The 19,662-nt window shown below is 43.4% G+C and carries 16 protein-coding genes; 14 read left to right on the top strand and 2 right to left on the bottom strand.

Annotated features, from left to right (window positions below):
* The first annotated feature begins 74 nt into the window (after positions 1–74).
* The 14 genes from dnaB (at position 75) to HMPREF1535_RS19180 (ending at position 17,426) form a co-directional block, all read left to right on the top strand.
* Positions 75–1,604 carry a replicative DNA helicase gene (gene dnaB, locus HMPREF1535_RS19250; protein ID WP_046147178.1) on the top strand — a complete coding sequence of 510 codons (1,530 nt, stop codon included), beginning with the start codon at positions 75–77 and terminating at the stop codon, positions 1,602–1,604.
* Between the two features lie 185 nt (positions 1,605–1,789).
* Positions 1,790–2,068, top strand: a complete 279-nt coding sequence (locus HMPREF1535_RS19245; RefSeq protein ID WP_046147177.1) for an HU family DNA-binding protein — start codon at positions 1,790–1,792, stop codon at positions 2,066–2,068.
* Between the two features lie 522 nt (positions 2,069–2,590).
* Positions 2,591–4,384 (top strand): hybrid sensor histidine kinase/response regulator transcription factor, encoded by a 1,794-nt coding sequence (locus tag HMPREF1535_RS19240; RefSeq protein ID WP_046147176.1) that lies wholly within the window; start codon positions 2,591–2,593, stop codon positions 4,382–4,384.
* A 237-nt stretch (positions 4,385–4,621) separates the two neighbouring features.
* Complete coding sequence (locus HMPREF1535_RS19235; RefSeq protein ID WP_046147175.1) at positions 4,622–5,818, top strand: hypothetical protein; 1,197 nt, start codon at positions 4,622–4,624, stop codon at positions 5,816–5,818.
* 134 nt (positions 5,819–5,952) lie between these two features.
* Entirely contained in the window at positions 5,953–7,098 is a 1,146-nt protein-coding gene (locus tag HMPREF1535_RS19230) for a fimbrial protein (RefSeq protein WP_046147174.1), read from the top strand.
* A gap of 21 nt (positions 7,099–7,119) precedes the next feature.
* On the top strand, positions 7,120–8,274 hold the full coding sequence (locus HMPREF1535_RS19225) for a fimbrial protein (protein WP_046147173.1): 1,155 nt from the start codon (positions 7,120–7,122) through the stop codon (positions 8,272–8,274).
* Positions 8,255–9,172 carry a FimB/Mfa2 family fimbrial subunit gene (locus tag HMPREF1535_RS19220; RefSeq protein ID WP_244275658.1) on the top strand — a complete coding sequence of 306 codons (918 nt, stop codon included), beginning with the start codon at positions 8,255–8,257 and terminating at the stop codon, positions 9,170–9,172. Before HMPREF1535_RS19225 ends, HMPREF1535_RS19220 begins: the two co-directional genes overlap by 20 nt.
* Before the next feature lie 30 nt (positions 9,173–9,202).
* A complete protein-coding gene (locus tag HMPREF1535_RS19215) occupies positions 9,203–10,336 on the top strand; it encodes a fimbrial protein (RefSeq protein ID WP_046147172.1) in 1,134 nt (377 codons plus the stop codon).
* A gap of 12 nt (positions 10,337–10,348) precedes the next feature.
* Positions 10,349–11,539 carry a fimbrial protein gene (locus tag HMPREF1535_RS19210; protein ID WP_046147171.1) on the top strand — a complete coding sequence of 397 codons (1,191 nt, stop codon included), beginning with the start codon at positions 10,349–10,351 and terminating at the stop codon, positions 11,537–11,539.
* Positions 11,540–11,759: 220 nt separating this feature from the next.
* Complete coding sequence (locus HMPREF1535_RS26010) at positions 11,760–12,551, top strand: DUF6261 family protein (protein WP_046147170.1); 792 nt, start codon at positions 11,760–11,762, stop codon at positions 12,549–12,551.
* Between the two features lie 377 nt (positions 12,552–12,928).
* On the top strand, positions 12,929–13,882 hold the full coding sequence (locus HMPREF1535_RS19195; protein ID WP_048315924.1) for a hypothetical protein: 954 nt from the start codon (positions 12,929–12,931) through the stop codon (positions 13,880–13,882).
* Between the two features lie 57 nt (positions 13,883–13,939).
* Positions 13,940–16,711: a fimbrial protein gene (locus HMPREF1535_RS19190; RefSeq protein WP_046147167.1), complete on the top strand. Its 2,772-nt coding sequence runs from the start codon at positions 13,940–13,942 to the stop codon at positions 16,709–16,711.
* A gap of 4 nt (positions 16,712–16,715) precedes the next feature.
* A complete protein-coding gene (locus HMPREF1535_RS19185) occupies positions 16,716–17,027 on the top strand; it encodes an HU family DNA-binding protein (protein ID WP_007656998.1) in 312 nt (103 codons plus the stop codon).
* A 57-nt stretch (positions 17,028–17,084) separates the two neighbouring features.
* Positions 17,085–17,426 (top strand): hypothetical protein, encoded by a 342-nt coding sequence (locus HMPREF1535_RS19180; RefSeq protein ID WP_046147628.1) that lies wholly within the window; start codon positions 17,085–17,087, stop codon positions 17,424–17,426.
* Here the strand turns inward: HMPREF1535_RS19180 and HMPREF1535_RS19175 are convergent.
* Positions 17,423–18,862, bottom strand: a complete 1,440-nt coding sequence (locus HMPREF1535_RS19175; RefSeq protein WP_046147166.1) for a mechanosensitive ion channel family protein — start codon at positions 18,860–18,862, stop codon at positions 17,423–17,425. The genes HMPREF1535_RS19180 and HMPREF1535_RS19175 overlap by 4 nt on opposite strands.
* Positions 18,863–19,000: 138 nt before the next feature.
* On the bottom strand, positions 19,001–19,654 hold the full coding sequence (locus HMPREF1535_RS19170) for a 3-keto-disaccharide hydrolase (RefSeq protein ID WP_044214392.1): 654 nt from the start codon (positions 19,652–19,654) through the stop codon (positions 19,001–19,003).
* Positions 19,655–19,662: the final 8 nt, after the last annotated feature.

Below are 19,662 nucleotides of genomic sequence, written 5' to 3'. Positions count from 1 at the left end.
GCTGCAAAGGTAAAAAAAAGGAATGAATACCAAATAAAAATCGTATTTTTGGTGTCCGAAAATTACAAAAGAGAATGGCAGAAGGAACTAAAAATACCGGGAGAGGAAACTCCGGAAGGGGAAAGCAAAAGCCTGTGGTCGTGCCCGATATGGGGCGTCTACAGCCACAGGCACGCGAGTTGGAAGAGGCCGTTTTAGGTGCCTTGATGCTTGAGAAGGATGCTTATTCGATCATTAGTGAGATATTGAAGCCGGAATGCTTCTATGAAAAGTCGCACGAGATGATCTATGCAGCTATTGTGGATCTGGCAGCCAGCCAGCGGCCGGTCGACATGCTGACGGTGACGGAGCAGTTGAGGAAGCGTGGCGAACTGGATCAGGTGGGCGGACCGTTTTATATCTCGCAGCTGACCAGCAAGGTTGCCAGTAGCGCGCATATCGAATATCATGCCCGTATCATTGCCCAGAAATACCTGGCGAGAGAGTTGATCTCTTTCACTGCGATGATCCAGGGAAAGGCTTTTGACGAAACGATCGACGTGGAAGACCTGATGCAGGAGGCCGAAGGTAAATTGTTTGAGATTTCGCAACGGAATGTAAAGAAAGACGTGACCCAAATCAATCCGGTTATCAAGGATGCGATGGATTTATTGCAGAAAGCGGCAAACCAGAAAGAAGGTCTGAGCGGTACGCGTACCGGTTTCGATGCGTTGGATAAGATCACTTCGGGGTGGCAAAATTCCGACTTGATCATTATCGCTGCCCGTCCTGCGATGGGTAAGACGGCGTTTGTACTTTCGATGGCGAAGAATATGGCGGTGAACCATAATGTGCCGGTTGCCTTGTTCTCGCTTGAAATGAGTAACGTTCAGTTGGTAAACCGTCTGATCGTGAATGTATGTGAGATACCGGGTGAGAAGATTAAAAGCGGACGCCTGGAAAGCTATGAGTGGGAACAGCTTGACTTCAAGATTAAGGAGTTGTATGATGCTCCGATTTATGTGGATGATACGCCGAGTCTTTCGGTGTTCGAGTTGCGTACCAAGGCACGCCGTCTGGTGCGTGAACACGGGGTAAGATGTATTATCATCGACTACCTTCAGTTGATGAATGCGAGTGGTATGAGTTTCGGTAGCCGTGAACAGGAGGTAAGTACTATCTCCCGTTCGTTGAAAGGGTTGGCGAAGGAACTGAATATCCCGATTATCGCACTTTCGCAGTTGAACCGTGGTGTGGAAAGCCGTCAGGGAGCTGAAGGAAAACGTCCGCAGTTGGCCGACCTTCGTGAATCCGGAGCGATCGAGCAGGATGCGGATATGGTTTGCTTTATCCATCGTCCCGAATATTATAAGATTACGGAAGATGAACGCGGTAACTCGCTGGTCGGATTGGCGGAGATCATCATAGCCAAGCATCGTAACGGTGCGACGGGGGATGTGCGTCTGCGATTTAAGGGCGATTATGCGAAGTTCATGAATATTGATGAAGATGTGGCTGTCCGTGAGTTTTCATCGAATATGAACAGTGACGATTCGTTACCTCCGATACCGCCTGCCGGTGCAGATTTCCTGAACCAGGGCAGTAGTAACGAGGTCCCGTTCTAAATTAAAGCAAATATAATGATATGCGGCCTGTTCCCGGATTTGAGGGGGCAGGCCGTATTATTTTAGTAAAAAAGCAAAAACAGAACATATTATGAAAAAAATCCGGATTGTGTAGTATGATTGAAAGTCCGAACTTTGTGACCGGTATAATAAATGAATTTTTCGCAGTTAATAATTAGTAGAGAATGAATAAAACACAAATCGTTAGAATGCTGGCAGAAAGGCTGGATATAACTTTGGTAGATAGTCGTATTTATCTGAATACGTTGTTGGATATTGTAGTTGAAGGGGTAATAACTGATGAAAAAGTAGGAATCCATGAGTTCGGCAAGATATTTATTTTACCTCAATCACGGAGACAGGTCCGGAATCCGAGAACGGGAGAGAAAGTGATGCTTAATCCCCGTAAAACAATCCGTTTAAAACCGTGTGAGGCTCTTATTGAGAAGATCAATAAGCAATGAAAATGAACGGAGTTCATACAGAACTCCATATTTTTCGGATTCAAAGGTATAAAATAATCTGATATGAACTAATTCCAGGCTTTATTTTATAACGTGACCCTTGTTTTACCCTTTTTCTTTCTCTTTTGTGGCTTTACAGGCCTGTTATTTATCCGGTATCTTTACAGGAAAAAATAATTCCAACCGATAGGGGCTATTCTTTCTCTATTCTTTTATCATCTTCCATTCTTCCTTAATAGGGGACCTTAAATTTCTGTTGAAAAACAACAGAAATTTATTGTCTATCTCTCTGAACCATAGTTCTGTATGGACTATGTATATATTGTTCTATAAAGTGTAAATCGTTGTCTGTCAGTAGTTACATGTAATTTATGTTCTACAATCGGACTCGTATGATTGGTTACTTTGAGGCAATAATCAGCAGTAAATCCATAAAAAAGATACCGAACTTCTACTGAATAGGGGAAGATATGTTAAATATCAATGATATCAGTAAATGAAAAATAGTAAATCTTGATTCATATGGAAATGGTTAATCAATTTCGAACACTAATCGCTGGTCTGTTTAATAATAAACAGGAAAAAGAGGAAAGACAAGGAGACGGAGAAGTTGTGAAGCTCAAGCAAGAGAACGAAGAGTTGAAGCGGACCGTCGATACGCTGACCATCAAGAACCGTGAGATACAACAACTCATGGTACAGAAGATCAGGGAGACGGACGATTGGGGCCATGAGCATGAAGCCAAATACAAAGAAGCCATCCGGAGAGCGGAGGAATTGGAAAAACTCCATAACTCTTTCTTCGTTGAAGCGGTACATGAGATGCGTACGCCTCTCTCCCTGATATTGGGATACTTGGGACAGTTAGTGCAGAATCGTGAACTCGATGGTTTGGTCTCCACCCAGGTTCTTTCGGCCTATCGCAATACACTTGCTTTGCAGGATATGATGTATCAGTTGCAAGATATTCGCCACGGTGATGATGTCGCTAACCATATGCGAATAGCCCGCTATGATCTGGTGGATATAACGAAGCAGATATGCGACCTGTTTGTTGACTGGATTGCCATGAACAATATTGATTTTAAAATCAATACGCAGACACCTGTCTTATGGGTGTGGGTAGACCGCCGGAAGATGGAATATGCTTTGCGTACTATGTTATCCAATTCTTTGAAGAATACATTTATGTACGGGAAGATTACGATTGACATAGCAGTAGTTAAAGTCGACGGCAAGTCCTGTTGTTCCTTGAGTGTGCAGGATGACGGTCTTGATGCGCAGGACAGTGCCCGTATCGGTTTGAAGCAGATCGCAGATATGGCAGAATCGGTACATGCAAAATTTATTCAGGAGACGATGGAAGGACAGAGCGGGACTCGTTGCATGATCCTTATTCCGTTGGGAAAACGGTCTTTGATGGAATTGCCAGTCGAATTTGTGGAACCTGACAGTGACCTGGTAAATCTTAACGAACTTCAAAAGGAAGAGATTGCCGGATTCGTTCAGCTTATCCCCAAGAAGAAAGAGACCGGAAAGAAAATCCTGATTATTGACGACAGCGACCAGATCCGTTGGTTCCTGAAACTGGCTTTAGGAAAGGAATACCAGATATTCGAGGCTCGTAACGGTGAGGAAGGTGTTATAATGGCAAAAAAAGAACATCCGGACGGTATTTTGTGTGATGTAATGATGCCTGTAAAGGACGGATTCACTACCTGCCGGGAAATAAAGACGAATCCGGCAACCAGTCAGACGGTTGTTATCATGTTGACAGCCAAAGTAGAGAATGAAGATGTGATAGCTGGTATTGAAGCAGGGGCAGACGATTATATTACCAAGCCTTTCGACCTTGAAGTATTGCGCAGTAAGTTGATCAGTCAGCTTAAACGCCGCGAGCAAATGAGAGCGTTCTATACCCAGTCGGCAACGGATACGGAAGAAGCGGTTGTTGCAGTACCTGCCCCGTTAAATGAGATTGAAGCGGCAGGAAATGTTTTTATGAATAAAATAGTAAAGATTATCGAGGAGCATCTGGATGATCCTTGTTTTGATGCAAAATTTTTGGCAGATGAAATGAGTATGAGTATTCCGACGCTTTATCGTAGAGTAAAAGCGTTTTCAAATTGCAGCATCCTGGAATTGACGCGGAGTGTCCGTATCAAACATGCGGCTGAATTGATTTTGCAGCAGCGGTATTCTATTATTGAGGTCTGTGAAATGGTCGGATTCAACGATATGGCGACATTCCGCAAACGTTTTACCGAACAATATGGGGTGAATCCTTCTCAATACGGGCAACCGACAAGGGGGTAAGCATGGTATTCATTAAAACAAATATAAACAAACAGAGGAATTTTTATCATTTAAAAATTACCGCACATGGGTGATAAATTTACCGACAAACCCTAAAAACAAAGCTTTCTACATTTGCACTGTCAACAAGAGACAACGTAACAGAAAACTTAATCATCTGGATAGTCAAAAAAAGAAATCTGAGAATAATAAGTATAGGGTAGTAAAATGATTTATCACTTTTAAAATATATAAGTTATGAAATTTCAAAATTTAATTTATGCAACAATGGTTGCGTGCGCATTCAGCGCTTGTTCAAATGATGACGATCCTAATATTCCGGATCCGGCACAGGAGTTGGATGCTACTGTAACGGTAGCGTTTAATTCGATCGGCTCTAATGGCTCTTCTTTGAAAAGCCAGACAAAATCTTCTACTAATGGGGAAGTCGGTAAAATTGGTATTGCTGTTTTTAATGATGGAGCAATGGAAAATATGGCTTCGGGTGCTTTGATCAATTACAAAGAAAGAGATGCGGATTCTGGTGTTGATACAACTGCTTGTATTGATGCAAAAGCAGGAGCTGTTAATGTTTTGGTTGTTGTGAATCCCCCAGCAAAAGTGTTCGAAGGAAAAACAAACATCGATGACTTTAAAAAGGCAATATCGAAAGCCGAATTAAGTTCTGCTCAACCTTTGATGGCTAGTGCTGTTAAAGGTTATAATTTGGTGAAAGGTAGAAATATCATTTCGTTAACTGATGAAGGATTTGCTGCTTATGATAAGCAATTTGAAGAAAACATCAAAGTATTCCGAAATGTCGCTAACATTGATTTGGAAAGTATCACGTTAAAACCACGTGCGGATTTTGCTACGGATGCCAAGTTAGTAGTAAGCAAAGCTTTTATTATGCATTATCGTAATGATGTAAAAGTTTTTGGTGCTGCTACTGCATGGTGTCCTGTTGTAAACGATACGGAAAGTGATGATAATATTGTTCCTAATTTAACAGGTGCTGAAGGTATTTATACTCACTCTTTCTCTCAGAATATTACAGGAACAAATGAAGTAAAAGTTAGTGCAGAAAATGGAGAGTTCTTTGTATATGATAATAGCTCTAGTTCTCGAATAGCTAATGTTAAGAATGCAACAGCTTTAGTTATTCAAGGAACTTATACTTATACAGCTAATAACGGTCAAACTGTAACATCAAAAGACGCTTACTGGACTGTATACATTAATAATAATGAAACAGCAAGTGAGGTTAAAAATGATAGTGGCTATACAAATTTAGCGCATTTCGGTGTCCTACGTAATGTGAAATATGCAATTAACGCAACTATTACAGGTCCTGGTAGTGATAATCCGGAAACTCCGACTGAAGCTGCATCAATAACATCAAATATTGAAATTGTACCTTGGGGCACGGTCACTCTTGATCCTAGCATCGACTAACAATCAATTATACTAGTTTATTAAGTTTAAATTTCCTTATTCGAAATTCTAACGAACCAATCCGGGGTAATTCCCGGGTTGGTTTCACTCTCAAAAAATATTCCGGTTTGACGATTTATAAAACAATATAATTTATGAATAGTAGGGTTTTATTTTACAATGTATTCCTGTTTCTCTCTTTGCTATCCTGTTCCCATGACGGGAATCCTGAGATAGACGAAACCGGAGATGCTACACTTTCATTACGCATCACGATTCCACAGATCGGAACCAGAGCCGCTGACTCCGGAATCGAAAGACTCTATGTGGCTATTTTCGGCACTTCCGGCGAGAATGCAGACAAATTGATCGTCTCCCGCGAAGTCACACAAACAAATACTGTTGAAGATATTACCCCGTTGAAAGCCGGGACTATCCGGATGCTGCTGGTCGCCAATGCACCCGAAGGTACTTTCGACGGTTTAACCACTTTGGACCAATTCCTGGCCCTTACCAAGACGATTGAAAACGAAGATACAGCCCCGACAATGAGTTCGGGAGTACAGACTTATACCTTGAAGCCTGGAAAAAATACGATCGGTTTGCAGAAGACGGGAGCCAATCAGATCTCTGCTTCACCGGTGACGATCTACCGCACGATTGCCCGTGTCTATCTGAACCAGTTGTTCCTGCGTCCACTGGAAGAATATAGCAACGGAGCCAGTTTTAAACTGGAATCCGTGTTTATGGCAAATGTCAAAAATTATTCCCGTTATATCAGTACGGAAGATTGGGGCGCTGTGGAAGTTTCCGACCCTTCCCTTCCTGATTTCTTCCTGACAGGTGCAAATCCCGACATTGAAGGTATTTATAAGGAAGGTACTTCCAAACTGTCGGATCAGTTACATACAGCCTATAATTATGATTTCCGTACAGCGACCGACGAAACGGGCCTTATCGCCAACTGCGCCGCCAATGCTTACACTGTTTTTGAAAATATGCAGGAAACAACCTGGCATACGCTGTTGATCCTTCACGGAACTTACCATTATACTGACAAAAACGGGAATACCCGCGACGTGGATACCTATTATCCCGTAATTGTGAACCGGCAGCACGACCAGATATCCAATGTGACGGATCATCTGTATGTACGCCGCAATGTGATTTACTCTATCGATGTCGTTATCAAAGGTCCCGGTTCCGACACTCCGTATGACCCGTCCGGTGATGCCACGCTGACAAGTATGATCGAAGTACAGGCCTGGGGTGAGATTGTGGAGAATCCTTCAATTGATTAATACAGCTAAAATAAAACTGATATGAAACGAAATAAAATATATCTGTTCTTCTTATCCGGTCTATTGCTGGCAGCCTGTTCGAAGGAGGATGAACCGGCTTCGACACCGAGCGGTGAGGATGCCTTTGCCACTGTTTCCGTAGCGGTGGACGGTATTAACGGAACGAAGGCTGATGGCGCAACAACAGATCCGGGCACTGCTGCCGAGAATGAAATCTACGACTTGAATGTTGTTTTTATCGATGGTAACAACGAAGTAGCCGGTCGTGCTTATCGTATCATCAATGATGACCAGGACACCGTTCGTGTCGGCCTGAAAACCGGTACTTATCGGTTGCTGGTGATTGCAAATGCCGGGGAAATATCATCTTTCACGCCGAAAGATTATTACGATAAAACGATTTCATTAGCTGACCAGGTCGACGAATCAACCGGTCAGGTTGGTAAAAAGGGTTTTATTATGACTAATATTGCCCGGGATGTAAAGATTGAGAAGACAGCGGAGAATGCTGGTATAAATCAGATATCAGAGAAGGTTAAGCGGGTTGTCGGCCGTGTGGACTTAAGTGAACTGGCAGTTAACTGGGGTACCAAGGATCTGAAAGGAATGCAATTCCGGTTATCTCAGGTATTTCTTGCCAATGTTCGTCCTCAATCGTATTTATATGACACAAAAACAGGTTCGGTTTTATCAGAAACCGAAGGTTTGCATACGATGGAATTCATAGAAGATAATTATTTGTGTGGTATTAAGGATTATTCTCAGGGAGGAGAGATTGTCGCAGGAAATGTTCTGGCTGATTATCTGAAAAAAGATACATCTGTTATCGTAACAGGAGCGGAAGCCGAACAACCTCATACGAACATTGCCAGTTTCTATGCAATGACTAATTCGTATACAGCGGAGGGAGTCGCCCCGGTTATTCTCTATTTTAAAGGGACTATCTATGATGCAGTGAATGGGGCAGTCCTTACTGACCGCTATTATCGCATTAAGCTAAAAAAAGGCGTCCAGCGTAACACTATCTATAAGATTGTTCCCACAGTTAAAGGGAAAGGTTCCCATGACCCGGGAGAGAATCAGGATGATGCAACATTATCCGTTACTATCACCGTTAAATCGTGGGAAGGAATAACGCTTGAAGAAATCACCATAAATGAAGAAATCGAAATATAATATGAAACAGATCAATTATACCTGTCGATGGTTGGTAGCCGCCGTCTGCGCTTCAACCTTGTTACTTTCCGGCTGCATACAGGAGAATCTGGCAGCCTGTTACAAGCTGACCTTAAAGGCGGAAAATGCGAAGGGTGAAGATGTTACGCCAACTGCTCTGGCAGATGCTTCCCTCTATGTTTTCGATGAAAATTACGAATATCTCCAAACCGTCCGTATGACGGAAGGGCAAATACGCAACCGCGAAGAAATCAGACTGAATTATCCGGAAGACTGTAACCTGCATGTGATAGCCTGGGGAAATCTGTCCGGAGAAAGCCAGACTGTCACGGAAAGCAAGTTGATCGAAGAATTGAAGATCAAACTCAAAAGCCGTGACGGTCTGGCTCAGAAACCCGACGACCTGTTCTACGGAAACCGCCTGGTGCAGACCAAAGCGGGAGGCAGCCTCTACGATAACGACACGATCGTGGTCCGCCCCAAACTCTCAGAAGTCAATATCGTGACACAAAATATCAAATATGCCTTGAGGAAATATGACTCACCGACCGATGCCGATTGCAACTACTACGTCAACCGCACGTTAGATGCTTTCGACTATCAGGGACAGTTGACAGGCGACAGCGTCTATTACCATCCCGATGCCGACTGGGATAAGAACAAGGAATATTTCGCCCCCAACTACCGGATGTGTTCCGGCGAGAACCTGAACGTGCAACTGACAGCCGAAGGTAATACGCTGGCTGTGGCTACCCACGACGACGACGGCAAACCGCTCACCGCTCCCGAAGCCGCAGTGCTTTATGTCATCCTGCGTTTCGGTGAAGATGGCGCCCTGCTTTCCGTCCGCCAGGCGATCCGTCCCTGGGGTACGGTGGACGACCATATCGAATTTTAAATCAATCAACAATTAAATCAGTTCAGAAAGATGATCCGATATAAATTACTTTTATCCATAGTTGTTGCCATCATGTTGGCTTCTTGTTCGAAAGACGACGGGCCAGTCACACCGCCGGTCGAACAGGCCAAGCTTTCCGTCGGGTTGCAATTGCGCAGTCAGGCGGGAAGTAAGGCAACAGGCGACGATCCGAATGCCTTACCCGGCGAGAGTGACATTCACAACCTGAGCGCATTTGTTTTTAACAGCGACGGTTCTGCATTGATCGGCTACGGGCGTGCGGAGAATCCCGAGCCCGATAAGTTGGTCATTACCGATATAGAGACTACTCCCGAACGTGTTATGCTGGTCGTGTTGGCAAACATTCCCGGAAATATAGATCGTTCCGTCGGTAACTATGCCGGTTTGCAGTCACGTTTGGCCGACCTTTCTTCACAGACGCAGGAATCATTGACTTTCAGCACACAGGTAGTCCGTACGGAACAAGCACTGGTGAAAGGGGAGGACAACCTGATCGGCTATACAGCCGGAACGAACATTGATAATCTTTCCACCCCTCTGCTGCTCACCCGTATTGCTGCTCGTGTGGAAATGAATACGATCGAAACCCGTTTTGCCGGTTCCCTGTTGGAAGGGAAAACAGTGCGGATCGACCATATCGCCCTGGCAAACGTGAAAAGCAGTTCTTATTACTTCAGCGAAGAGGATTGGGGAAAAGTGGAAGTCCCTTCCGGACAGGCCAACCTGATCTATGGGGCGGGCGTCACGGAAGCCGCTTCCCTTTTTGCCTCCGGTTCTTATCCGTCCGATTATCTCGGCAGCGATTTCAACCTGACGGTAACCGACAATACACCGAGCCTGACTCCTGTTCTCGAAACCTATGCCTTCGAAAACAGTGCGTCCGGCAATGACCCGACACTACTGGTCGTAAAGGCGACCCTGGTGGAAACGAACCAGACCCGCATCTTCACCTCGCCGATCAACCGAAATGGTGTGTTGAACGGTTACGACCATAATTATGTGAAGCGCAATTATATCTACCGCCTCCATGTCACCTTCACGGAAACGAGTTTCGATCCCGAAGAGAACGACGATGCCTCGCTCGACGTCCGTGTCGAAGTGGCAGGCTGGGGATATGTACATCAAACCGAAGAAGTAGAATAAAAAAAGAACGATATGAAAACAATCAATATAACTCCCTTCCTGCTGGCATTAAGCCTCCTGGTATCCTGTTCGTCCGATAGCGATGACGGTCCCGAAGTGGTCGTGCCGCAGGATGCAACGCTGACAATGGCGATCGCACCGGGTTCGATACTGACGAAAGCTGCAAAGTCCGAGACTCCGGAAACAAAGAATGGCGAGAAGAAAATCAATAATATCTGTGCCGCCCTGTTCAAAGCCGACGGTAGTTTGTTGACGACCGCTTATGTGGATTATAAGGACATACCGACGGAAACTACTCCCGACACGATACGGATCAGTGCCAAAAGCGATACGCCATACACTTACGTGATTTTGGTCAACGTCGGGAATCAGAGTTTTTCAAATTTGGATGATTTGAAGTCGAAGACCTATGATTTAGAAAATATCAAGGTCGATAACCTGCCGATGTGCAGCCGTTTTATGACTATTACAGATCAAATGCTTAAGCCGGGAGCCAACTATTGGGGACCGGATAAAGCGTTTCCCAATAAACCGACCGGAGCCGGTTCTCTATCTGAAGAAGCGGTCAATGTCTACCGTACCGCCAGCCGTATCGACCTCGAGCAAATAAGCGTCAGTTGGAGTGGCGATAATGCCGCCGACCTGAAAGAAGCGAATGCCCGTTTCCATCTGAAGCGGATTTATGTGATTGATGCTAAAAATGCGACCTGCCTGGCGGATCATTCAAGCACGGATGCTTCCGTGGAACTTACAGGGGAGGGACGAACTTTTCTTCACGGACGGGAGGCTGGCGAAAACTATTTTTCCGGACTCGACCTGTTTCCGGCTGTCGGTGAGAATCCTGTTGTGATCGATGCGGACAATAGTTATGTCCCAGCGAACAAATGGCAATGCTACGTAACGGAGAATACGGAAACATCGAATCCCACAACATTGATCTTGAAAGGGGATATCCTTGAAGGAGATACTCCGATCCTGTCAGACCGCTATTTCTTTATCAGGCTGGAGAATATGAAGGGGACGGATGCCAATAATACAGAACATCTCCTTGCCGGTGTCATCCGCAATTACGTGATCCGTATCAGTGCCACGATCACCGGTAAAGGCTCCGGCGATGAAGAATATAAGGAAAATGCCTATGTCAGGGTGACCGTTACTCCCGAAGAGTGGTCTGTCGAGACACAACATGAAGATGTAAACTGATAAAAAACTTTTGCAGCGCTGCAAACCTCCCATACACTCGTGTAACGGTTCTTGCAGCGCTGCAAAAGTTCCAAACACGACTGCGCGGACGTTTTGCAGTGCTACAAAAGGCAAAACACGGTTGCGCGGACAGTTTGTAGTACTGCAAAAGCCTCAAACAGGACTGTATGGACGCTGTGCAGCACTGCAAGATCAATAAATCATTAAAATCATAAATAACATGGAAATTAGCACAATCAGTGTCGGCCGTATGAATAACGGAGCACACTATCTTTACAATGTCGATTTTTATAGCCGTATCGATGCCGATACGGCAGTGAAAGGTAAACTTACGGAGGTTTTGCCCGCCTACAAACAAGCCATCGACAATGAAGATATCGCCTTGAAAATTTCGCAAAAAAGCCTGAACTCAGACAAGATAGATGAATATGATAGACAGCGTGACACCCTTTTCATGGCCATAAAAGCGGTTGTAAATGCGCAGTTGTCTGTTGCAGACCCGGACATTCATGATGCAGCCGTTAAGGTGAACCAGTTGATCAAAGATTACAAACTCAATGTAAGAGGCCAGTTGGATAAAGAGACCGGTCTGTTGATCAACATAATATATGATCTGGAAAATAAATATGCGTCAGAAGTTCATAAACTCGGACTGGACCTGTTTCTCACCCAGTTGAAAGAATCGAATCTCAATGTCCGCAATTATACCGACAGCCGTAATAAAGAATTACTCGACAAACCGGATTATAAATTGGCCGAAGCCCGTAAAGCGACCGATGCAGTTTACCAGGAAGTAGTCCGGCAGATCAATGCGCATGCCGTATTGGAAGGAGACGCCCTTTATAAGAACCTGATCGCATTACAAAACCAGGAGATAGTACATTATAAGCAGCAAGTTTTGAAACAATCGGTCCCCCCGTCGACCGGAGGTCCGGTTCGTCCCACCGAACCTGATACTCCTACTGACCCGGAAACCCCGGGAGGCGGAGGCGACCGTCCGGAAATTGAATAGATAGTTAGTGTTGTATTTTTGAGAAGAAAAGGGGAACGCAGGTCATCAGCCGGTCGTTTCCCTTTTTTCTGTAATAAATGCCACCTTTGGGAAGGTATTCATAAAAAACATCGCTTTTCTCAGTTACCAAGGCATTTTTATCAATCTTGTGAGAATAATTTTTTATTGATTTTTTTTGATCGTTTGTTTTCGCTTAATCCCCCTATTTGACAGGGTAAATTTATCGTTTTCATAGGGTGTTTTTATCAAAATCAAGGCTTTAAAAAATACCGTGCCACCCTGTAATATTTGCCTATCGTCTGCTGTTTGCCGTCGCCGTACATTTGCATTGTAATCGTAAGGGTAAAATTTTAATTCGTAAATAATCATTCATTCCTATGAACGCAAAAAATATCATATCAGCAATTTTAATGGTTCTGTCATTCACAGCCTGTTCTTCAGAAATCGAAGGTATCGACGATAATATGACAAACACAAACGTAAGCAACGGCACAACTTCCATATCTGTACGCATGATGACGGAAGAGGTTAGCACGAAAGGCGATGCTTCATCAGACGAATCGGCAATCAAGAATTATGTAATTGCTGTATTTGAAGAAGAATCTAACCAACGTGTAGGGTATGCTTTCGGAAGTACTACAGGTGGCTATGAGGAAACTCCGAAGACAGTAACCGAAATCGATGCAAAAGCAGGAAATGTGACAGTGATCGTTGTGGCAAATGTGGATGATACAAGCGTTTTTGATAATCTCTACACTTATAACGGGTTTACTTCCATGACGGTAGGAAACCTGAATAACCTGACAAAAGTAGGTATAAAGACAAATGTTACACTTTCTGCAGCGAATAACAGCTTGGATGTTACACTGAAGCAACTGACAGCCCGCGTAAATGTTACTTTGAATGCACCGGAGGTTACCGGAGGAAATAACGTTACAGTTAACTTTAAGGCATATCGCTATATTGCCAGTATTGCTGAAACTTCAATGATAGTATATGCCCCTCAAACTGTTGAAACAAACACGGAAGTATCATTAAATAATGAAACCTCTTTTTCCTACATCACTTATGCAGTAGCAACCCCTGTACTGAATGTATATGCTGAATTAGAAATATTAGTGGATGGAGTTGTAACGAAAACGATTGAAAAGGAAATCCCGGTTTCTTTCAAATCTCAAAATAATGTACAACTGGGTGCTCTGATTGCCGGAAAATCTTACAACCAGCAAGTCAATACAAAAATAACTATTAGTCAGAATGTTGATGTTTCATTTAAATATGAAATTGTTAGTATTACAGATAACGATAACCAGAATATTACATACAACTAATCATATACACCTCCCGGAATGAAGATCTTAGTATTCACAGAAAAATAAATAAATAAAATGATGATACACTCTAATAAAAACTTAATCTGTTTATTGATCAGTTTCTTTACATGTGTTGCATGTACAAACGAAACGTTGGTTGGTCCGGCAGTGGAAGAAGATGTACCGGTAACTGCCACACTTTCTTTCCAAACAACCAATCCGGTTAAGATTGAGACCCGTGCTACGGATATTAGCACGGATAATAAGGTCAGTTCGCTTGCGATCTTTATCTTTAAGGAAAATGGGTCTCAGGTAGGGGATACTTACATTTGTACTCCAGAAGAATTGAAGAGTGGAAATATAAGCATCCATACAACCTCCGGCACACGCTATATCTACGCCATAGCAAATTATGAAAACTCTCTGTTTGACTTGACGAGTACTTTGAATACCATCTCTACTTTCAGTAAATTGAAACAACTGAATACAAAGTTACTGCAAGAAAGTATATCTGTTCTCGACGGAGAATTTCTGATGAGTGGCTGCGTAGTTCCTGAAGGTAAGACTTACGATTATAAGGTCGACCAGAGTTGTTCGATCAGCACGAATGGAGCAGTCGACGGTAAGATACAGCTCAGACATGTGATGGCAGCTGTCAATTTTAAAGTAAAGTGTACAAACGGCGAGGCTACTTTTACTCCAACCAGTTGGCAGGTTAAGAAACTCTCCTTTTGTACGAATGTTTTCGAACAGACAAATGATTATCAAACCGATGATGCTGCGGATTATTTCAACTCTAAAGCTAATGCCGATTTCACGAAAGATGGGGAAGGTTTTGATACTTTTTCTTTCCTGATGATGGAAAACCGAAAGAAAATGAAAAATGTTGACATTTCTCTCACCGATCGCGATGACAGAGAAATGACAAACGGTACAGCAGAAAAGTTTAAAGTGGCCAACGACAATTCTACTTATCTTGTTTTACACGGAACGTATGAAGGTATGACTACAGAAGCCGTTAATCAAGTGGATGGTGAAAAATATGTGAAGGCGCAGGTTACTTATTATATTCATCTGGGCGTTTGGAAAGAAAAGGATAAAACTGATTATACGAATTTCGATATTTTCCGTAACAACCGTTACACTTATACTGTCAGTGTAGCAGGAGTGGATAATCTGATCGTCGAAGTCGAGAAAGACGGTGCAGATAATGAGATATGGGGAGGTGACGGCGATATGTTTCTCTCATTTCAAAATGTACGAACCTTTGATGCTCACTTTGAAACGGCAGTTATCTCTTTCTCGAAACAACAAATACTGGATTTAATTTCGGCATATGGAATAGAACCTGATGGGGGAGATAATGCTAAAAAAGTTTTCAAGGAAAAGTTTGTAATACAAGCCGCTACTCCCAAAAATGGTTTTGTGTCGGATGATACTGATATTAACTGGGTTAAATACAGAAGAAATCAGAAAGGGGTAACTGATTTTGCCAAATATAAAGATGCCTCGGATCCAGACTATGGAGACCCACTGGATGCGGATGGTTTTAAAGAAGATTTGTTTAAGGTGGCTTCAGATAATAAGTATCAAGATAATGACTCTATACGTTATACCTGCTTTATTGATGAATATTACTATGGAGATGAGAGTGGTAACTATAACACAAAAAAAGGTTTGCCATTGAAAGATTTTATTAATACCAAACCCCGTACGATTCAAATTTCCACCTATTTTAAAAAGAATGATCAGTCTCCTAGTACGGTAAGTATGGCTGCGTATACTTTTTCTCAACGGCCTATTTGCACAATATATGACTTGGACTATTTAGAAAAGAGTGGAAATGGGTGGGGGACGGAATGGAGCCGGGAAGGAGATAATTTGCCAGTTAAGAAACTTACTTCTAAGAATGGAACTTTTCAGGGGCGTTCTAATATGGTAGGATTTTTGAATTTGAATAAGCCAAATACAGGAGGAAAGTGGTCTTGGAATTCATATATCAATTTTGAAAATAATGAACTTAGTATAAAATATGCCGAATATGCCTGCCTGTCACGAAATCGGGATTTGAATGGTGATGGTGTTATCGATGATAATGAATTACGATGGTATCTTCCTTCAGTGAAACAATATTTGGGATTTGTAATGGGAGAAGATGCTTTACCGAAAGAAGTACGATTGTATAATCAGGAACAGGAGAATCGCAGTGGCAATTCTGATTATTCTTATGCCAGTAGTTCGGCATACGTTAGCGGTTATTATGTCTTGCTGGCCTATGAAGGAGCTGCAGTTGAATTTCATAAAGAAAAAAATGCTTATTCATACCGTTGTATACGCAATTTGAGAAATGTTAGTCAGAATACAGTAAATTTTGTAGCAACCTCAAATGACTATTATAGTGATCGCACTGCTTATTTATATTCTTTTGAACGTTTAAATTCAAAGGCTAAGCGTAGTAGTGTGAGTGGCGCGTTGACCTTTGATCACAATGTTTTTGATGAAGAAAATCGTTTGTCGAAGGCTTTCAGTGTTGATAAGGAGTGGGTAGAGAATAAAGAGGGTAGTGTTAATGCAGGTTTAGCAAGTTCTAGTAATCCGTGTGCTGAAAAAGGTAAAGGTTGGCGCCTCCCGAATCAAAAGGAATTGGCTGTTATTATTTATAATAGGGTTAATGATGAAGAAGGTATGGAAATCAGTAAAAGCTATTTTAGTTGTACAAAATCAATAACAGACGGTTTGTATTGTGGCTATGACCATTCAAAATGGAGTTTGGTAGAGTGGGGAAGCACTACAACGGCTGTTTCTGAAGGAACCATAGGATATCGTTGTATAAAGGATAAAAATTAATCATATGAACCGAACAAGATTAGTCAAAAGAATAGCCAGCCGGCTTCTCATAGAAGAGGAGGAAGCTGCCTTGTTTATCAGAGTGTGGGAAGAAGAAGTGGAGAGGGCATTGATCCGGGAAGGCGAAGTGGGGTTGATGGGATTTGGAGCATTCACTTTATGGAAACAGGTCGGAAGGCCAGGACGTAATCCTAGGGATAATACATCCTGTATGATCGCTCCGCGTAACAGCGTGAAGTTCAGACCGGGAAAGTTTCTTCTGGAGCATCTGAACAACCGGACAAAGACTCCGGGTGAAGACAATAAGGAAAAATAGATAGCAAACAACAGGAATATGGAAACCGGAAATAGTATTATAACTCAACTTCATATTATGAAACAAGCATCTGACGTAGAATCGATTTTATTGAATGAAGTAGATAATGAGAAGTACGTTTATCTCTATCTTGAAGGAGATACCTGGTGTGCTTATGAACGTTCGGCTTATTATCTGGCAATGGAATTTCCTGTCGTTCTCGATAAGGAAATTGTGCACGATGGTTACGAAGTCATTCTGATGAAGGCTTCTTTCAACGTGGATAAAATGCAGCTACCCCTGTTTCGCACGGCTGTCCTGCGAACGGTGGCAGACGACCGCCTTCTTTTTCAGATCTCCCGTACCGTCGAGGGATTCGTGGAATGGAAAGAACAACAATTAAGAAGTTTGCCTGCTTAATCGACAGGTGTCTCTTCCTTGGGGATCGTTGAGGCATTCCCGTTCCTGAACGCCGTATAGTGGGGGGACAGAATCTCGACGCCGGCTTTATCGAAATAGTCCTGGATATTCTGATGCAGGTCCGAATAGATGCTTGTCATCTTGTCCGCATCCTGAATATAAGCGTTGATCTGATAAACGGGGTAGAAGTCGCTCAGGGACGTTTCGAGGACGAAAGGAGCCGGTTCAGGCATCACTCCGGACGTTGCCTTGGCTGCATCGATCAAAAGCTGGTGCACTTGCCGCCACGGCGTGTCATAGCCGATCGTCACTTCGGAATGGATGATAAGTCCGTAACTTCTTGCCGACGAACTGTAATTTACTGTCTGTGAAGACATGATGAATGAGTTCGGTATCGTCACGATCTCGTTCTTTATCGTGCGGAGGCGGGTGACGAAAGCTGTCTTTTCGATCACATTTCCCACCGTATCGTTCAGTTTTATGCGGTCGCCTTGTTTGAAAGCGCGCATATAAGTGATAACGAATCCGGCAATAATATTTCCGATCACCGTACTCGACCCCAATGAAACAATCAGTCCGACAAAGACCGATACTCCCTGGAACACGCCCGAATTGGCGCCCGGCAAATAAGGATAAATCATAGCGATCATAAACGCATACAGCAGGAATCGGACGATATGGTAGGTCGGCATCGCCCAGTCCGCATAAAAACCGTTAATCTTCAACCTTCCCGCATCTATTTCCGTTGCCAGGTAACGGATTCCCCGGATAATATATTTTATAGTCAGGCAGATCACAATGATTGTGAACAGGTTGGGGATATAATCCAGAATACCTACCAGGATGCTTTTTACCGGGTTCCAGATGTAATAAGCGATCTTGTAAGCAAGTTCTTTGGTCTGCGGGAAGATCGAGAAGAGGATCGGGATCGTCAGTACCAGCAGGATGAACAGCAGCAGGTAGCGTATGATGCTTGCCATAAAAACCAGCAGTTTTACCTGTTTTTGCGTATCCAGTAACTCGTAGTTCTGGATGGAGATTGGTTTTAACTTGGTGTCTTTCAGTTGTTGGATGCGTGCTTTGGCTTTTTGGTAGAGCCAGGAAGAAAGGCGGAACAGCAGGTATTGGCCCAGCAGCACCAGCATGAAATAGAGGGCGTGTTTTCCCGTTTCCCACCAATTTTCATGGAGTTTGCTACCCCTTAATTGTGCAACTGTTTCCTGGTGTAACGAATCCAGTTTCTGGATTTGCCCGGCTTTCAGTTTGAAGGCGGCGTCTGTCTTTTGTATGGCGGACGAGTCGGTATGCGTCAGAGCCGTATCGGTCGAGAAAATATCCTTGATTACTTTTTGCAGTTGGGCGTTTGCCGTTGTGTGCAGGAATAATAAGAGCAGGAAAATGTATAAAGTTTTGTGCCGTTTCATTTTGACGTTCATTTTTATTGTTGATTTACATACAACAAAAAGAAACGGGATAGGTTAAGTGAAAAAAAATTATAAAAGGCGGCTGCCGGAGATTAGAATCTTCCAGGCAGCCGCCTTCCGCGTCATCAGATAATCTGATTTATTATGATTTTACCAGGGAGTGATCGTCACGTTGCGGAACTCCACTTCCTTACCTTCGCTCTGCAAGCCGATATAACCGTCTTTCTGCTTGTTCCATCCGGTGTTCTGATAAACGCCGTTGATGTAGACGTTGATCTTTCCGTCTTTCACATAGATGTTGGCCTCGTTCCATTCGCCGGCAGGCTTTTCGCTGCTCGGAGCGTTCTTTTTTACCACCGGGAAACCAGGACGGGGTTCACCCGGCTTGCCCTGGTATTGCATCAGGTCGGAGCCGCCCAGAAGGACAAAGTCGCCCGCATTACCCAGCATCAGGTTACATTCTATTCCGTTCGGGAACGGATTCTTCGGATCGGCGATCAATAGGAAAATACCACTGTTCGCATTCTGGTCACCGTTTGGCCAGCGCCATTCCACGTGCAGCTTGTAGTTATCGTACTTTTCTTTCGTGTACATATAACCGAAAGGCTGGCCTTTGATCTTGATCACACCGTCGCTTACGGAATAAACCTGTTCAGGCGGAACGGAATTTTTGTCAACGACAAAGTTCCAGTTTGACAGGTCTTTTCCGTTGAATAACTTGGTTGTCTTCTGTGCATTTGCGTCGCTTCCGAAGCACAAAAATGCTGCGGCTATGGCCGCCATGCAGAGCATTCTTTTTTTCATGGTTCTAA

The sequence above is a fragment of the Parabacteroides goldsteinii DSM 19448 = WAL 12034 genome, from assembly GCF_000969835.1.
GTDB classification, from domain to species: Bacteria; Bacteroidota; Bacteroidia; order Bacteroidales; family Tannerellaceae; genus Parabacteroides; species Parabacteroides goldsteinii.
Note: the sequence above shows the minus strand (reverse complement) of the source record. Positions and strands in the feature narration are given on the sequence as shown.

What these genes read in the sequence shown, in the direction of transcription:
- HMPREF1535_RS19220 (WP_244275658.1), top strand. Translation starts at nt 8,255, where the DNA reads ATGAAGAAATCGAAATATAATATGAAACAGATCAATTATACCTGTCGA.
- HMPREF1535_RS19185 (WP_007656998.1), top strand. Translation starts at nt 16,716, where the DNA reads ATGAACCGAACAAGATTAGTCAAAAGAATAGCCAGCCGGCTTCTCATA.
- HMPREF1535_RS19190 (WP_046147167.1), top strand. Translation starts at nt 13,940, where the DNA reads ATGATGATACACTCTAATAAAAACTTAATCTGTTTATTGATCAGTTTC.
- HMPREF1535_RS19170 (WP_044214392.1), bottom strand. Translation starts at nt 19,654, where the DNA reads ATGAAAAAAAGAATGCTCTGCATGGCGGCCATAGCCGCAGCATTTTTG.
- HMPREF1535_RS19180 (WP_046147628.1), top strand. Translation starts at nt 17,085, where the DNA reads ATGAAACAAGCATCTGACGTAGAATCGATTTTATTGAATGAAGTAGAT.
- HMPREF1535_RS19215 (WP_046147172.1), top strand. Translation starts at nt 9,203, where the DNA reads ATGATCCGATATAAATTACTTTTATCCATAGTTGTTGCCATCATGTTG.
- HMPREF1535_RS19195 (WP_048315924.1), top strand. Translation starts at nt 12,929, where the DNA reads ATGAACGCAAAAAATATCATATCAGCAATTTTAATGGTTCTGTCATTC.
- dnaB (WP_046147178.1), top strand. Translation starts at nt 75, where the DNA reads ATGGCAGAAGGAACTAAAAATACCGGGAGAGGAAACTCCGGAAGGGGA.
- HMPREF1535_RS19240 (WP_046147176.1), top strand. Translation starts at nt 2,591, where the DNA reads ATGGAAATGGTTAATCAATTTCGAACACTAATCGCTGGTCTGTTTAAT.
- HMPREF1535_RS19175 (WP_046147166.1), bottom strand. Translation starts at nt 18,862, where the DNA reads ATGAACGTCAAAATGAAACGGCACAAAACTTTATACATTTTCCTGCTC.
- HMPREF1535_RS19210 (WP_046147171.1), top strand. Translation starts at nt 10,349, where the DNA reads ATGAAAACAATCAATATAACTCCCTTCCTGCTGGCATTAAGCCTCCTG.
- HMPREF1535_RS26010 (WP_046147170.1), top strand. Translation starts at nt 11,760, where the DNA reads ATGGAAATTAGCACAATCAGTGTCGGCCGTATGAATAACGGAGCACAC.
- HMPREF1535_RS19235 (WP_046147175.1), top strand. Translation starts at nt 4,622, where the DNA reads ATGAAATTTCAAAATTTAATTTATGCAACAATGGTTGCGTGCGCATTC.
- HMPREF1535_RS19230 (WP_046147174.1), top strand. Translation starts at nt 5,953, where the DNA reads ATGAATAGTAGGGTTTTATTTTACAATGTATTCCTGTTTCTCTCTTTG.
- HMPREF1535_RS19225 (WP_046147173.1), top strand. Translation starts at nt 7,120, where the DNA reads ATGAAACGAAATAAAATATATCTGTTCTTCTTATCCGGTCTATTGCTG.
- HMPREF1535_RS19245 (WP_046147177.1), top strand. Translation starts at nt 1,790, where the DNA reads ATGAATAAAACACAAATCGTTAGAATGCTGGCAGAAAGGCTGGATATA.